Source organism: Yokenella regensburgei (genome assembly GCF_003634235.1).
Taxonomy (GTDB): Bacteria; Pseudomonadota; Gammaproteobacteria; order Enterobacterales; family Enterobacteriaceae; genus Yokenella; species Yokenella regensburgei.
On the sequence record NZ_RBIZ01000005.1, the window covers coordinates 317,377 to 332,340 of the forward strand.

Genomic DNA, 14,964 nt, shown 5'->3' on the forward strand with positions numbered 1-14,964 from the left:
AGTCATGGCTACTCGTCATTCTTCGAATTACATGTGCGTTGGCTGCGCTTACTCGCCCCAGTCACATAGCTGTCTATGCTCCTGGAATTCGCGAGCTTGCCGCCTTCCTGGAACTCGAATTATTTAGAGTAGAAAAGGGTTTACGGCGCAGGAAGCGCCCCTGCCCGGCGATGCCTGAGAAGACGCCGTCGCTAAAGATGACCCGGCCATGCGATAGCGTGTGCCGGATGGCACCCTGGCAGACAAAGCCTTCCCAGGGGGAGTAGTCGGCGTTGTCGTGCAGGTCGGCATGACGAATGGTGGTGGTGGCGCGCGGGTCGATAACGACCACGTCGCCGTCGGCGCCCGGGGCCAGCAGGCCTTTCTGCGGCCACAGGCCGAAAAGCTTCGCCGGATTAGCGCTGGTGAGCGCCACAAAACGCTCCGGGGTGATACGTCCACCGAGAACGCCTTCGGAGAACAGCAGCAGCAGACGATTTTCCACCCCGGGCAGTCCGCCCGGGCAACGGCTGAAATTACCGCCGGAAAGCTGCTGACGCTGGGCCATAGAGAAGGCGCAGTGGTCGGTGGCGACGACGTCGATGGCGCCATCGCTGATGCCGCACCACAGCGCGTCTTTGTTGTGCGCGTTACGCAGCGGTGGGCTCATGATGTACTTCAGCCCGTCCTCCTGCTCGTAGCAGCGGTCATCCAGCAGCAGATACTGCGGGCAGGTTTCTATCCATACCGGCTGCTGGCGTGATTTTGCCAGCCGCAGAAAATCCAGCCCCAGTTCGTTGGACAGGTGGACGATATACAGCGGAGCGTTACCCGACAGTGCTGCCAGATTAATCATCCGCGAAACCGCTTCCGCTTCGCATTCTGCCGGCCGGCTTAAGGCGTGATATTTCGGGGCCGTTTTGCCCGCGGCGAGAAACTCGATGCGCTTTCTGGCAATCGCCGCATCGTTTTCCGGGTGAACGGTGGTGAGCGCCCCGGCACGATGCAGGTGCTGCAGCGCCTGCAGTACTTCGTCATCGTTCAGTTTGTACTGGTAGGTGAGATAGAGCTTGAAGCTGCTGATCCCGGCATCAACCATCATCGGAATTTCATCGAGGATAGCGTGGTTGATGTGCTGAATCACGCCGTGGAAGCTGTAGTCGATAACCGCTTTGTGGGCGGCGTAGCCGTGGTACACCTCAAGCTGGTGATGCAGTTTGCAGCCTGCCGGGCCGAAACCCATATGGTCGATAATGGTTGTTGTACCGCCACACGCAGCGGCGCGGGTACCGGTAAAAAAATCATCACAGCTGCGCGCCATTCCGGTGTCGATATTGAAATGAGTATGAACGTCGACGCCGCCTGGCATGACGTAGCAGCCTTCCGCATCAATTATTTCGCAGGGCAGTTCCGGGGTGATATGGTCGGCAATTTCGCGAATGATACCGCTCTGAATGAGCAGATCCTGTTTCGCCATACCATCGGCATTGACGACGGTGCCGTTTTTAATCAGTACGCGCATTTTGGTCTCCAGCCCCCGCCAGCACGGTGGCGGGGGAATGACAGGGGATGATTACTCTGTTGCTAACCAGCTCAGCGGGATAGCGGCATACATGGCGGCACAGGTCACCAGATGCGCTTTCCAGGTTTTCTCGTTCGGCGCGTGAGCTTCTGGCTCTTTGCCCGGGCCAAAACCGATTACCGGAATGCCGTGACGACCCATGATGGATACGCCGTTGGTAGAGAAGGTCCACTTGTCGACGACCGGTGCTTTACCGAACAGGCCTTCATAGGCGTTGCTCAGGGCTTTCACGGTGAAGTGGTTTTCTTCTACTTTCCAGGTCGGGAAGTAGCACTCGGTCGGGTACACCAGGCCGGTCCAGGACGGACGGTCGTAGTTGTACATAGAGACTACGGCGTTTGCTTTCTGTACCGCTGGCAGGGCGCGGATTTCGTCCAGTGCACCTTCCCAGGTTTCGCCCCAGGTCAGACGACGGTCAATAGAGACCGCGCAGCTGTCTGCAACGGCGCAGCGGCTCGGAGAGGTGAAGAAGACTTCAGAAACGGTGAGCGTACCTTTGCCAAGGAATTCATCGTTGCCGAGACGGCCGGACAGTTCCTGCAGTTCGCCCAGGATCGGGCCCATTTTGAAGATGGCGTTATCGCCACGCTCTGGCGCTGAGCCGTGGCAGCTCACGCCCTGCACGTCGATACGAATTTCCATGCGTCCGCGCTGGCCGCGATAGATCTGGCAGTCGGTCGGTTCAGTACTCACCACGAACTCCGGACGAATACCGGACTGCTCGATGATGTACTGCCAGCACAGGCCGTCGCAGTCTTCTTCCTGAACGGTACCGGTGACCAGCAGGGTGTACTCATCTTCCAGACCAAGATCTTTGATTATCTTACCGGCGTAAACCATAGAAGCCATGCCGCCTTCCTGGTCAGACGCGCCGCGCCCGCCGATCAGCTCATCGGTTTCCATGCCTTCATACGGATCGAAGTTCCAGTTTTTGATGTTGCCGATGCCCACGGTGTCGATATGCGCATCCATCGCCACCAGGCGAGGGCCGTGGCCAACGTAGCCCAGCACGTTACCCATCGGATCGATTTCGACTTTATCGAAGCCGACTTTTTCCATCTCTTCTTTGATGCGATGTACCACGCGTTTTTCGTCGCAGCTTTCGCTCGGGATGGCAATCATGTCGCGTAAGAAACGGGTCATGTCTGCCTGATAGTGATTTGCTTTTTCCAGAATCAGTTTGAATGGGATGTGCTTAGCCATCGTAATTTCTCCAGTTCTTGTCTTGTTCCCCGCTCATCGCGGGAAACTAAATTTAAAATTTGGTTACTGTGCTACCGGGTGTTTGCCTTCCCAAACCACTTCCCGGTAATGTTTCACGTCGGTGTCGCCTTCGGTGCTGATGACCAGTACGACGGAGTCTTTGTCGAGGCCCAGTTTCTGCATCAGGGCTTCGCGCTGCGGGTGGTAGTGAACGGCGGCAAGAATGCCCAGGCCAACGGCGCCGGATTCACCGGAAATGACGCGTGGGTCGTTACCGAGCGGGTTGCCCAGCACGCGCATGCCGAGTGCCGCGACGGCGTCCTGGCATGAAATGAACTGGGTGGCGCAGTTGCGCAGTACTTCCCAGCCCAGCGGGTTCGGTTCGCCGCAGGCGAGGCCAGCCATGATGGTCGCCATATCGCCACCGACGTTGACAATCTGACCTTTCACGCCGGAGCGGTACACGCAGTCCGCAAGCTCGGGTTCAACGATGACGGAGTGCAGCTGTTTCGGGCCATAAACATCAGCCAGATAACCCAGCACGCCGCCAGCCATTGCGCCGACGCCTGCCTGTAAGAAAACGTGAGTCGGGCGAGCAATGCCCATTGCAGCAATCTGTTCTACTGCTTCGTCAGCGAGCGTGGCGTAGCCCTGCATTATCCAGGTTGGAATTTTGGTGTAGCCTTCCCAGGCGGTGTCCTGCACCACTTCCCAGCCGTTTTCCTGCGCTTTTTTCATGGTCAGGCGCACGGTGTCGTCGTAGTTCATGTCGGTGACGATGCACTCAGCGCCGAGACGTAAAATCGCATCTACACGCTCCCTGGCGGAGCCTTTCGGCATGTACACCACCGCGTTCTGTCCAAGCTGTTTTGCCGCCCACGCCACGCCGCGGCCATGGTTGCCGTCGGTGGTAGTGGCAAAGGTCATTTTTTCCTTGATGCTCGACTTGATGGTGTCGAAGGAAAACGCGTTGATATCTAAATGGTATTTTTCACATAACAGCTGCGCGATAGCATAGGCGCCGCCCAGCATCTTGAATGCGTTGAGGCCAAAACGTTGTGACTCGTCTTTCACGAGGATTTTGTTTACGCCGAACAGGCCAGCCAGCTGGTTCAGGGAATGCAGCGGTGTCGGTTGGTAGCCGGTAATTTTCTGGTGGAAGTGACGCGCTTGCTGCGCCTGCTGGCGCGAAAATAGCGGTGAGGTTTCACCATTAAAAAAACGGTTGTCGGCAATATCCATCTTCAGTGAGAAAGCAGACATATTCTGTCCTTATCCTTCATTACAGAGGTGTTGAAGCCGACCCGACGGGGCCGGCCAGGGGTATTATTTGACGCGTGGTTTTGCTTCTTTGAGCAGCTGTTCCAGCAGAAGACCTGGTTTTGCATATTTGCGGGACAGGATCATCGCGGCGATGATGTACGGCTTCCAGCTTGCTTCTTTGTAGGTTGCGATACGGTATTTTTCGAAGACGCCGTCGGTGACTTCACCTTCTTTACAGGACACACCGGTGATGTCCGCTGGCAGGCAGTGCATATACAGCGCTTCGCCTTTTTTGGTCAGCTTCATCATCTCTTCGGTGCAGTGCCAGTCTTTGTGATTGGCGTTCTGTTCCAGACAGGCTTTTTCCAGCGCTTTCAGGCCGTCGTGGTCGTCGGCACGCAGCAGCTCGGTACGTTTTTCCATGACTTTGTAAGGCGCCCAGGACTTCGGATACACGATGTCGGCATCTTTGAACGCTTCTTCCATGTCGGTCACCTGACGGAAGCTACCACCAGAGGCTTTGGCGTTGTTTTTTGCCACTTCGATGACGTCTGGGATCAGGTCATACCCTTCCGGGTGCGCCAGGGTGACGTCCATACCAAAACGAGTCATCAGGCCGATGATGCCCTGCGGCACTGACAGCGGCTTGCCGTAGCTCGGGGAGTAAGCCCAGGTCATGGCAATTTTCTTACCTTTCAGATTTTCCAGAGAGCCGAAATGCTCGCGCAGCCAGGCGAGGTCAGCCATGGACTGAGTCGGGTGGTCGATGTCGCACTGCAGGTTGATAAGCGCCGGACGCTGCGGCAGTACGCCCTGTTTGTGGCCGTCGTCGAGTGCGGCACCCACTTCACGCATATAGGCGTTGCCCGCGCCGAGGTACATGTCATCACGGATACCGATAGCGTCGGCGCAGAAGGAGATCATGTTGGCGGTTTCACGAACGGTTTCGCCGTGCGCAATCTGAGATTTACCTTCGTCCAGATCCTGTTGCGCCAGTCCCAGCAGGTTCAGCGCTGAAGCATAAGAGAAACGGGTACGAGTGGAATTATCACGGAAGACGGAGATGCCAAGGCCATTGTTGAAGACGTTAGTGGCAACGTTCTCGGCCCGCAGCGCTTTCAGTGCCGCCGCAACATCCAGTACCTGCTTCAGTTCGTCGGGTGACTGTTCCCACGTCAGCAGAAAATCTTTCTCATGCAGATGGGAGTTCAGCGTATTGATGTCCTTAATCAGCTCGTTAACAGTTTTCATTTTTGAGTCCTGGTAGTGAATGACTGGCGTTTATGACGAATGTGCTGTCGTGTCGGCTGTGACTGACAGCGATATTCATGACTTAACAATAAGTGTGCCAGTTCGTTTGAAAGGGCCGTTTTGGCGTAAAAATGGCAGGGATTATGTGATTCAAGTCACGAAAAAAGTCAGTTGAGAGGCTTATTTTAAAAAACGAAAACGTTTGGCTTTTAAGGATGAATTTGTCAATTTTTGTACGGCAGGGGAAATAACGTGAGAGGAACTTAGAAAATCCGCCAATTTGATAAAACCACCCTAAGGATTCTCATATTGATATGAAAATGTGATGCTTCTTCCATATTTTTATCAAGTAATGATAAAGAAAGCGTATCTTTATCAATATTGGTGGGCGCTAAGTTAGTATCATGGCTCTATAACAATAAGAATTCTTACACCTCTATAGATATCAGCCAGTTATGATATTCAAAGGTTACGTTATGATACCCTCAAACACATTATCAGTTTTGATGCAAATACAGCCTACTATTCAGCGCTTTGCACGCATGCTCTCAAGCGTGCTGCAGCTGGATGTTGAAATTGTTGATGAAGAGCTTTGTCGTGTTGCAGGTACGGGTGCCTACGGCCGCTCTCTTGGTCGCAAGCTGAATGCGGATTCCAGATTGCTTCGCTATGTTCTTGAAACAAAGCAAGAAAAAGTGGTTACTCACTCACGATTCGACCCCCTCTGTGAAGGATGTACCAGTAAAGACAACTGTAAAGAAAAAGCCTTTCTCGGCACCCCGGTTATCTACCAGGATCGGTGCGTCGGCGTTATCAGCCTGATTGCCGTAACCCACGAGCAGCAGGAACACATAAATGATAATCTGCATGAATTTTCAGATTATGTCCGTCATGTTTCCTCTATATTTGTTGCCAAATTGCTGGACGATCAGAATGGTGCCGATAATATCCAGAAGATATTTTCAACCATGATTGAAAATATGGATCAGGGTGTGCTGGTGGTGAGCGGTGATAATCGCGTGAAGTTTGCTAACCAGACGGCGTTAAAAGTGCTCGGGGCGACGCAGGGAAATATGATTGGCCAGAGTATTCATTTTCGCCCGCTCACCTTTGAACGTAATTTTACCAGCGGCCATATGCAGCATGTGGTGTCGTTTGATGATAAAAGCGAACTGATAATAGGTCAGTTACATACCATCCAGGATCAGCAGCTCTTTTTAATGGCGTTTCATCAGTCACACTCTTCGTCTGCGACGGCACCTTCCCAGGATGAGCCACAGATTGAACATCTGGTGGGTGAATGTCGGCCGATGCGTCAGCTGAAAAAACTGATTAGTCGTATTGCCCCAAGCCCGTCCAGCGTGCTTATCGTTGGTGAAAGCGGTACTGGTAAAGAAGTGGTTGCCCGGGCTATCCACAAGCTGAGCGATCGCAAAGCAAAACCATTTATCGCTATCAACTGCGCGGCCATTCCGGAACAGTTGCTGGAGAGCGAACTGTTTGGCTACGTCAAAGGGGCGTTTACCGGCGCTTCCGCTAACGGTAAAACCGGGCTGATTCAGGCAGCCAACCACGGGACGCTGTTCCTGGATGAAATCGGTGATATGCCGCTGACGCTGCAGGCAAAACTGCTGCGAGCTATTGAGTCACGCGAGATCCAGCCCGTCGGCGCCAGCAATCCGGTGTCGGTCAATATCCGTATTATCTCCGCCACCAACCAGAATCTCGATCAGTTTATCGCTGACGGTAAATTCCGTGAGGATCTCTACTACCGGCTGAACGTCATTCCGCTGCGTCTGCCGCCGCTGCGCGAGCGTCAGGATGATATTGAGCTACTTATTCACTATTTCCTGCATCTGCATACCCGACGCCTCTCCCTGGTTTACCCGGGCGTCGCTCCGGATGTGATCGCCCTGCTGAAACAGTATCGTTGGCCGGGCAACCTGCGTGAACTGAGCAACCTGATTGAGTACCTGGTCAACGTGGTGCCTTCCGGCGAAGTGGTCGATAGTTCGCTGTTGCCGCCAAACCTTATCCACAGCGGCAAACAGCCGGAGCGGGAGCCAGCCAGCACCTCGGTGATGCACACTGCAATTGAGGAAGAGGGCGTGACCGGCCTCGAAGAGATGGAGCGGCAGATGATCCGTGAAGCGCTGTCGCGTTACAGCAACAAGAAACAAGCCGCCGATGAGTTGGGGATTGGCATCGCCACGCTGTATCGCAAAATAAAGAAGTACGAACTGATGTCCGCCTGACGGAAATCACTGTCTTCGTTCAGGCTGCAGCATAACGGCAGCCTGAACGATGAGCGACTTTACTCCTGTTCGCAGGCGCGAACCGTATCGACAATCATCTGATATCCCGTACAGCGGCACAGATTTCCGGCGAGACCACGGCGGATCTCCTGCACCGTAAAGGGTTTCTGATGCGGTTTTGCCAGTAGCGCTTTGGTCGCCATGACCAGTCCAGGCGTACAGAACCCGCACTGCACCGATCCTGATTTCGCGTAGGCCTGCTGGATCTTTGAGATCTCGCCCCCGACCGATTCTCCTTCCAGCGTGCTGATGCTTTTGCCATCTACCCAGCTGGCAAGATACAGGCAGCTGTCTATCGCCACGCCGTCAATCAGCACGGTGCAGGCCCCACATTCGCCCACGCTGCAACCCTGCTTGATGCTGAGCAACCCGTGAGAACGTAGTAGGGTGGAGAGCGGCGTTGCCGGTGACAGCGTAAACTGCTGCGCGGAGCCGTTAATCGTACAGGCGACGGTTACCCAGGATTCGTGATTCATAGTGTGCCTCCGGCATGGGCGACAGCTTCGCGGATCACGCGCTGCGCCATGGTCTGAATCAGGTGTAAACGAAAATCTTTTTCTGCCCGCCAGGACGATCGCGGAGAGACGTCCTGCAACAGCGCTTCGCAGATGGCGGTAAGCGTTTGTTCACTCACTGGCGCACCTTGTGCTGTCTGTTCTGCATGAACGCAGCGGATGGGGGTGGGGGCGGCAACGCCAAAAGCTAACCGCAGCTCACGGAAGTGGCCGTTCTCAAGACGGCACCAGGCGGCACTGCCGATGGTGGCGATATCCATGGCATCGCGCATCGCATACTTGAAGTGCGCGCTGCCGGTATTCGCCTGCGCCTGCGGCGGGAAATGGAACGCGACAGCGATTTCACCCGGCTGCAGCGCGACCTTTCCGGGACCGGTGTGGAAACCGAGTACCGGAATAACCCGAGTCCCCTCTGCAGAGGCAATCTCAAGCCTGGCTTCGTAGATGAGCGAAGGTGTGGCGGAGTCGGCGCTGGTGGCCCCGTTGCAGATGTTGCCGCCATAGGTGGCAACGTTACGGATTTGCGGTCCGGCAATTGAGGCCGCAGCCGCCGCCAGCGCAGGCAGATGTTGCTGTACAACCGGGCTCTCGATGATTTCAGTGAAGGTCGTTCCGGAGCCAATCCGGATGTTACCCTGAGCGTCAATGCTGATGCCGCGCAGTTCCGCAAGCCCATGAATATCGACGATATGCCGATAGTTAGCATTGAGATGATGAAGCTGGATCAGCACGTCGGTGCCGCCCGCGATAAGCCGCGCTTCAGGATGCGCCGCCGCAAGAGAGAGGGCTTCATTCAGGCTGCAGGCACGATGATAAGTTTCAATATCAAACATGGCGATTATCCTTTAATCAGTCCGGCCCGACGGAATTCAATGAACAGGCGCTTTGGCGTTAGCGGCAGCGTGTTAATCCCCACACCGGTGGCCATACGGACGGCATTACGAATGGCGGGTGCTATCGGGATTAACGGCGGTTCGCCAAGCGACTTGTGGCCGTAGGCTGACTGCGGCTCGCGGCTTTCGACAAAGGCGCACTCCAGATCCGGAAGATCCATCATGGTTGGCATTTTGTAATCCAGCAGGTTCGGGTTACGGATAAGCCCGCTGGTTTCATCGATGATCATCTCCTCGAAAATGGCGCTGCCGATCCCCATCCCCATTCCGCCGTGCATCTGGCCTGCTGCCAGCTGTGGATTGAGGATCCGCCCGGAATCCTGCACGTTGAGGATCCGGTTGATGGTGATTTTGCACAATGCGATATCGACGGTGAGATCGACAAATGAACAGCCAAAGGTGGGTGGGTTGGTGCGGGTTTTCACCGAGGCCTCTGCTGAAAGCTGGTTACCGCGATCCGGATGATAGAAGGCATCCATTGCCACATCGGCGACGGATACCATTGTCAGTCCCGGACGGGTGGTCATTTCCACCATCCCGTGGCGGATAGTGAGATTCATCGCCGACTGATGCAGCATTTCAGCGGCGTGCAGAATGATTTTCTCGCGAAGCTGTTGTGCTGCCTCTCTTAGCGCCGGGGCGGCGACATAGCTCTGGCGCGAGCCAAAAGCACCGGGATCGAACGGCGTTACGTCGGTATCCTGGGTTGAAATCACGTGTACCATGTTGACCGGCATACCGATGGTTTCGGCCACCATCTGGGTAAATACCGTATCAGCACCCTGGCCGATTTCTGTGGCACCGCACTGCACGTGAATACAGCCATCCTGATTGAGCAACGCTCTGGCACCGGAAATCTCCACGCCCACCGGCCAGGTGTTAGAGCCGTAGCTGAAGCAGGCCACCCCAACACCGCGCCGAAGGTTGCCCTGGTCACTGGCGTATTCGGCGCGACGTTTGTCCCACTCAAACAGCTCCCGACCTTTGCGCAGGCACTCCGGTAAACCGGCGCTGTAAATCGTTTTATGGTTCACCGGGTTTACGTCACCTTCCTGGGCGACGTTGCGCAGACGTACGTCCACCGGGTCAAGATTAAGCGCCGCGGCGGCATCGTCCATGAGTGATTCGAGTGGGAATATCACCTGCGGCGCCCCGTAGCCGCGCATCGCTCCGGCGGATGGGAAGTTGGTGTAGCAGGTGCGGGCGTGGTAGCCAAAGGCGCTGCGCGGGTAGAGATAACTGATTTTGTTACCGCCTGCCGCAGCAATCGAATGACCATGCGAGGCATAAGCACCGGTATTAGACAGCACATCTAGATGATAGCCCTTCAGGGTGCCGTCCTTATCCATCCCCAGCTGTGCGTCAATGGTGAACGCGTGGCGGGTGCGGCTTGCCATAAAGCACTCTTCCCGGCTGAGGGACACCTTTACCGGAATACCGCCGAGCCGCGAGGTTAAAAACGCCGCCATTGGCTCCTCGAGGACGTCCTGTTTATTGCCAAAGCCGCCGCCAATGTAAGGTTTGATGACGCGAATTGAAGACCATGACATTCCCAGCGCCTGGGCGGTGATCCGGCGGACAATGTGCGGGATCTGGGTACTGGAAACGATAGTGATGCGCTTATCTTCTTCCATCCATGCGAAGCTGGTGACACCTTCCATATGGCAATGCTGAACCACTGCGGTCTGAAAGTGGCTACTGAACTGGTGATCCGCGCCAGAGATGGCTCCCAGCGGATCGTTCGCCATGATTTCACTGCTTTTGAGCAGGTTACCGTCTTCGTGCAGCGCAATGGCGTCTTCAGCCAGCGCGGCTTCGGGAGAGGTGATGACGGGAAGCGATTGCCACTCGACGTGAACCAGGTGCGCGGCCTTCTCGGCCGTCAGTTCGTCGCGGGCGACCACAATCGCCACCGCGTCGCCGTGATGGCGAACATGACGGTGAAGCAGAAGGCGATCGGCGAGATCACGTTTATTGGGATCTAACGACCAGGCGTGGCCGGCGGTGGCAAAAGGTGTGTCCGGGACATCTTCCCAGGTGAACACGGCAAGCACCCCGGGTAACGCCCGTGCTGCGGTGCTGTCGATAGTCTGTGCATAGCCGTGGGCTATTGGGCTGCGAACATATTTCGCGTAGCACATCCCTGCCATGACGTAGTCGTCGGTGTAGCGCGCGCGGCCGGTGACTTTTGCGATGGCGTCAACGCGCATGCAAGATTCCCCAGTGACTGCCGCTTCCAGCTCATCCATATCTTCCCCCTGATAGTTAGACCGTAGTGAGCGTGTAAACCAGTAATAAGGCAAGATTTACGCCAGAAGCGGAAAAGTGGTCAGGGGTACAGTAGAAGTGTGATGCCGTTAAAAATTATCGACTATTTTGGCGGAAAAACAGGGAGATAAGCGGTGATGATGCGTATCAAATTGAGCTAAAAACAATCATTGTGATACGGCGGCGCGAGAGAGCATGGCCCGTATCAACGGGCCACTCGTGATAATGGCAACCGTCAGACCACCGCCTTCACGATGTCCATCAATTTCACCACATCTTCCGGACGGGTAAGGCCAGTTTGCGGGTCGATGATGGAGCTGTAAACGTGTGGCATCACCTGCTGCACACCCGCTTCCAGACAGCTTTGCAGGATCATGCCGAAGTTATCGAGGTCAATCCCGCCGGTCGGTTCAATCAACGTCATGCCGTTCTGCGCGGCGGCGAGAGCCAGCGCACGAAGCTCTTCCAGCGAGGCGGTGCCGCCCATCGGGAAAAATTTGGCGGCATGGGCGCCCATATCACACATCATCCGTACGGCGGCATCTACGGAAATCCGTGCGGCTGTCCCCTTGGCGCTGAGAACGCCGGTAGAAATCAGCACTTCTCCCGGCACGCCGGTGGGGCTGACCAGGGCGTTGATACGTGTCGATATCCCGCCGGTGGCAGCCAGTGCCCCGGCGGCAAAGCCGCTGCCGGTAAAGGTCTGGTTAACGTGCGCCGGGTGAACGCGCGCGGCAATCATCGCCGCTTTGTAAAACTGCGCCGGATCACCGGCGCCTAAACCGACGGAAATCGACGGCACTGCCGCTATCCAGCGTTCAACTTCGGCAACGCCTTCATCAACGCTTGCGAATTGTGCGGAAAGCACGCCGATTGCCGCGTGGCCTTCGGCTGCATCGTAAATCTCCCGGGCGTTGGCGATATCTTTTGCCAGCACGTTAATGGCCACCCGCTGACGGTAAAAATTAATCTGCTGCATGTTGTGTAATTTCCTTAAGTCGCGCGACGATGAGCGCCATGTCACCTTCGCCCAGCGTGCGCGGGTCGAGGCTGAAAACGCCTTCGTGCAGAAAATAGCGACGGGCGTAGATGGCGATGTCGCCTTCGCGCAGCTGGGCTTCCACCTCCCGGGCATCAAGGCCAAGCGCATCGGCGTCGACGTGGACGCGAATTCGCCAGATAGCGCGCCCGGCTTCGTCCTGCTCAATGTCGGCATGCAGGCCACGTAGCGCAGAGATGGCGGCCACTGCCGGACGTAAGGCATCGGCATCAGGTGCTTGCCGGGCATCTTCGTAGCGGTCGAGAGACACGATCAGCCCAACCATGTTTTCTTTGCCAATTTTCATCGCCCGCGCAATACCGTAGTGCTGTGCTTTACAGGCGGCGAGCCAGCTGCGTTTACCGGTGATTAACCCGGAGGTTGGCGCGTTGAACGCTTTGGCACCGCTGTAGACCACCATATCTGCGCCCTGAGCTACCCACTGGCGCAGATCCTCTTCGGCGGCGGCATCAACGATGAGCGGCAGGCTGTGCGCCCGCGCTACCTGCACAAAATCAGCAATGCTCAGCATGCCTTTTTGTACACAGTGATGTGATTTCACATACAGCAGCGCGGCGGTGCGCTCGCTGACGGCACGTTCCAGCTGCCAGCGGGCGGCCAGGTTGCTGGAGCCTACTTCCACCACTTTGCCGCCGCCAAGACGAATAGCGCTGGTAATCGGCGCACCGTAGTCGATGTTGTGCCCACGCAGCATCAGCACTTCGTTGGCAAGCCCGCTGCTGTCCGGCATCATCGCGACCTGCTCCGGCCTGCCGCGCGTGATGGCGGCGGCCACGGCAATGGCGATCCCGGCAGAAGCGCAGGAGGTGATATAACTGTCTTCACCGCCGGTGTGGCGGGAGACCAGTTCCCCCGCCCGATCCACCAGTTTGTCGATTTCGACGAAGGCGCTCGCCGCCTCGGTGGTCGCTTGCATCACCTCGGGAGCTACGCTTGAAACGCCCAGAATGGTCATCTTGCCGCAGGCGTTAATGACCCGCTTAAGCCCCAGGCGCTGATAGATATTCTGTTCCATGACTTACAGCACTCCCAGCAGCGAACACACCACGCTGATTGCCACAATCGACAGCAAAATGGTGGTGTAGCGCGGCCCTTTTTTCACCAGATAGAAGTAGATAGCGAACACCGCCGCCAGCGGCAGCAGGCCCGGCGCGATAGAGTCGAGGATCTGCTGTACCACCACTTCCGAACCTTTCAGGGCGCTGATCTTGAGCGGGGTGGTGATCTTGACGTAGCTTGCTGACAGCGCGCCCATCATGATGAGGCCGAGCACGTTCGCGCCGTAGATAAGCTCTTTTATCCTCCCACCCTGCAGCAGCCCTACGATGGAGTCACGCCCCAGGGTGTAACCTTTGTGGACCAGCCCATAGCTGATGACCATGGTGATAGCCGGGTAGAGGATCAGCGGGGCAATGCCGCCGAACGCGCTGCCGCTGGCGGCGAACGGGATGAAGATAGCGATAAGTAGCGGCATGACCGCCGCCCAGATGATGGAGTCGCCCATGCCTGCAAGCGGCCCCATCAGGCCGGTTTTGATCCCGGTTATCGAGGCGTCGCCGATAGGTTCACCGCGCGTCTTTTGTTCTTCCATGGCGATAGCGATCCCCTGGATCACCGCGCCAAACGTCTGCTCGGAGTTAAAGAAGTTCAGGTGACGCTTGAGGGCTTCAGCCTGTTCCTCTTTCTGCGGGTACAGCTTTTTGATAATCGGCGTCATGGAGGCACAGAAAATCAGGCTTTGCAGACGCTCGTAGGAGCTGGATACTTCCGCCCCCAGCCAGTAAATGAACCAGGCTTTGGTGATATCGGCTTTGCTGAGCGTACGGCTTTCGCGCGCCCGTTCCACCAGTTCGTTTTGCATAACATCGCTACTCATGATGCTGCTCCTTCATTTTTCGCCAGCCCTTTAATCAGGAAGGCCACGCAGGTGCCGAAGATGGCCATCGCCATGATGTCGACTTTCAGGTACAGCACCGCAAAGAATCCGCCGATAAACCACGGCAGCAGGCTCTTTTTACCGATAACCATGATGGTGATGGCAAAGCCCAGCGCCGGCAGGATCCCGCCCATAATTTCGAACGAGTGCGTCAGCCAGTGCGGCATCAGCTTGAGGAAGGTTTCCACCACGCCCTGGCCGAAGTAGTTGGCGGCAAACACCACCGGGAAACGCAGCGCCAGCCCGAGCAGCGCCGGGTAGATAAAGGCGCAGCGCATGATCCCGGCCATATTGGCGGTTTCCGCATGCTTATCGGCCATGTGTACCCACGCGGCATTCAGCGTACGGCGCAGCTGATCGAGGAACACCCCGATAACGCCGAACGGAATGGCGAGGGCGATAGCGAGGCTTGGCTCCATCCCGGCTTTCACCGCAATTGGAATGGCGATACAGGCGGCCAGCGCCGGGTCGGACGGCACGTTACCGCCGGGGGTGGAGGTTACGCCGAGGTACACCAGCTGCATCCCGGCACCGATGATCATCGCTGTTTGCATGTTGCCAAGCAGCAGGCCAACGAAGACGGCGATCACCACTGGCTGTAACAGCATGGCGGAGAAGGTGTAGCCCAGGCGTAAGCGCGCGAACCAGTAATACAACCCCATCAGGCTCGCAAAAAGTAAGGTATCCATGTTTTATTCC

At 56.3% G+C, this 14,964-nt stretch carries 12 protein-coding genes; 1 reads left to right on the plus strand and 11 read right to left on the minus strand.

Annotated elements, in window-relative coordinates; translation table 11 throughout:
- Positions 1 to 73: 73 nt before the first annotated feature.
- From hydA to ygeW, 4 genes are all read right to left on the minus strand, one after another.
- Entirely contained in the window at positions 74 to 1,501 is a 1,428-nt protein-coding gene (gene hydA / locus C7387_RS16580; RefSeq protein ID WP_120817119.1) for a dihydropyrimidinase, read from the minus strand.
- 51 nt (positions 1,502 to 1,552) lie between these two features.
- Entirely contained in the window at positions 1,553 to 2,764 is a 1,212-nt protein-coding gene (locus C7387_RS16585) for a YgeY family selenium metabolism-linked hydrolase (RefSeq protein ID WP_006816943.1), read from the minus strand.
- A 63-nt stretch (positions 2,765 to 2,827) separates the two neighbouring features.
- Positions 2,828 to 4,027: a diaminopropionate ammonia-lyase gene (dpaL, locus tag C7387_RS16590; protein WP_006816944.1), complete on the minus strand. Its 1,200-nt coding sequence runs from the start codon at positions 4,025 to 4,027 to the stop codon at positions 2,828 to 2,830.
- 63 nt (positions 4,028 to 4,090) lie between these two features.
- Positions 4,091 to 5,278 (minus strand): knotted carbamoyltransferase YgeW, encoded by a 1,188-nt coding sequence (gene ygeW / locus C7387_RS16595; protein WP_006816945.1) that lies wholly within the window; start codon positions 5,276 to 5,278, stop codon positions 4,091 to 4,093.
- Between the two features lie 476 nt (positions 5,279 to 5,754).
- On the opposite strand from ygeW, the gene C7387_RS16600 reads away from it, so the two are divergent.
- Complete coding sequence (locus C7387_RS16600; protein ID WP_038252588.1) at positions 5,755 to 7,533, plus strand: sigma-54 interaction domain-containing protein; 1,779 nt, start codon at positions 5,755 to 5,757, stop codon at positions 7,531 to 7,533.
- Positions 7,534 to 7,592: 59 nt separating this feature from the next.
- On the opposite strand, the gene xdhC is transcribed toward C7387_RS16600, so the two are convergent.
- The 7 genes from xdhC to C7387_RS16635 all read right to left on the minus strand — a co-directional run bounded on the left by xdhC (position 7,593) and on the right by C7387_RS16635 (position 14,954).
- Complete coding sequence (xdhC, locus tag C7387_RS16605; protein WP_038252416.1) at positions 7,593 to 8,069, minus strand: xanthine dehydrogenase iron sulfur-binding subunit XdhC; 477 nt, start codon at positions 8,067 to 8,069, stop codon at positions 7,593 to 7,595.
- Entirely contained in the window at positions 8,066 to 8,941 is an 876-nt protein-coding gene (gene xdhB / locus C7387_RS16610; RefSeq protein WP_120817120.1) for a xanthine dehydrogenase FAD-binding subunit XdhB, read from the minus strand. The genes xdhC and xdhB overlap by 4 nt, the downstream gene beginning before the upstream one ends.
- A gap of 5 nt (positions 8,942 to 8,946) precedes the next feature.
- The gene (gene xdhA / locus C7387_RS16615; protein WP_120817121.1) at positions 8,947 to 11,250 is read right to left on the minus strand and encodes a xanthine dehydrogenase molybdenum-binding subunit XdhA; all 2,304 of its coding nucleotides are present in this window, start codon (positions 11,248 to 11,250) and stop codon (positions 8,947 to 8,949) included.
- A 254-nt stretch (positions 11,251 to 11,504) separates the two neighbouring features.
- A complete protein-coding gene (gene dagF / locus C7387_RS16620) occupies positions 11,505 to 12,248 on the minus strand; it encodes a 2-dehydro-3-deoxy-phosphogluconate aldolase (RefSeq protein ID WP_120817122.1) in 744 nt (247 codons plus the stop codon).
- Positions 12,235 to 13,344, minus strand: coding sequence for a D-glucosaminate-6-phosphate ammonia lyase (gene dgaE / locus C7387_RS16625; RefSeq protein ID WP_120817123.1), 1,110 nt, complete (start codon positions 13,342 to 13,344; stop codon positions 12,235 to 12,237). The genes dagF and dgaE overlap by 14 nt, the downstream gene beginning before the upstream one ends.
- 3 nt (positions 13,345 to 13,347) lie before the next feature.
- The gene (locus tag C7387_RS16630) at positions 13,348 to 14,208 is read right to left on the minus strand and encodes a PTS system mannose/fructose/sorbose family transporter subunit IID (RefSeq protein ID WP_161616068.1); all 861 of its coding nucleotides are present in this window, start codon (positions 14,206 to 14,208) and stop codon (positions 13,348 to 13,350) included.
- Positions 14,202 to 14,954, minus strand: a complete 753-nt coding sequence (locus tag C7387_RS16635) for a PTS mannose/fructose/sorbose/N-acetylgalactosamine transporter subunit IIC (RefSeq protein ID WP_006816954.1) — start codon at positions 14,952 to 14,954, stop codon at positions 14,202 to 14,204. The genes C7387_RS16630 and C7387_RS16635 overlap by 7 nt, the downstream gene beginning before the upstream one ends.
- Positions 14,955 to 14,964: the final 10 nt, after the last annotated feature.

What these genes read in the sequence shown, in the direction of transcription:
- xdhC (WP_038252416.1), bottom strand. Translation starts at nt 8,069, where the DNA reads ATGAATCACGAATCCTGGGTAACCGTCGCCTGTACGATTAACGGCTCC.
- dpaL (WP_006816944.1), bottom strand. Translation starts at nt 4,027, where the DNA reads ATGTCTGCTTTCTCACTGAAGATGGATATTGCCGACAACCGTTTTTTT.
- C7387_RS16600 (WP_038252588.1), top strand. Translation starts at nt 5,755, where the DNA reads ATGATACCCTCAAACACATTATCAGTTTTGATGCAAATACAGCCTACT.
- hydA (WP_120817119.1), bottom strand. Translation starts at nt 1,501, where the DNA reads ATGCGCGTACTGATTAAAAACGGCACCGTCGTCAATGCCGATGGTATG.
- C7387_RS16585 (WP_006816943.1), bottom strand. Translation starts at nt 2,764, where the DNA reads ATGGCTAAGCACATCCCATTCAAACTGATTCTGGAAAAAGCAAATCAC.
- ygeW (WP_006816945.1), bottom strand. Translation starts at nt 5,278, where the DNA reads ATGAAAACTGTTAACGAGCTGATTAAGGACATCAATACGCTGAACTCC.
- xdhA (WP_120817121.1), bottom strand. Translation starts at nt 11,250, where the DNA reads ATGGATGAGCTGGAAGCGGCAGTCACTGGGGAATCTTGCATGCGCGTT.
- C7387_RS16635 (WP_006816954.1), bottom strand. Translation starts at nt 14,954, where the DNA reads ATGGATACCTTACTTTTTGCGAGCCTGATGGGGTTGTATTACTGGTTC.
- dagF (WP_120817122.1), bottom strand. Translation starts at nt 12,248, where the DNA reads ATGCAGCAGATTAATTTTTACCGTCAGCGGGTGGCCATTAACGTGCTG.
- dgaE (WP_120817123.1), bottom strand. Translation starts at nt 13,344, where the DNA reads ATGGAACAGAATATCTATCAGCGCCTGGGGCTTAAGCGGGTCATTAAC.
- xdhB (WP_120817120.1), bottom strand. Translation starts at nt 8,941, where the DNA reads ATGTTTGATATTGAAACTTATCATCGTGCCTGCAGCCTGAATGAAGCC.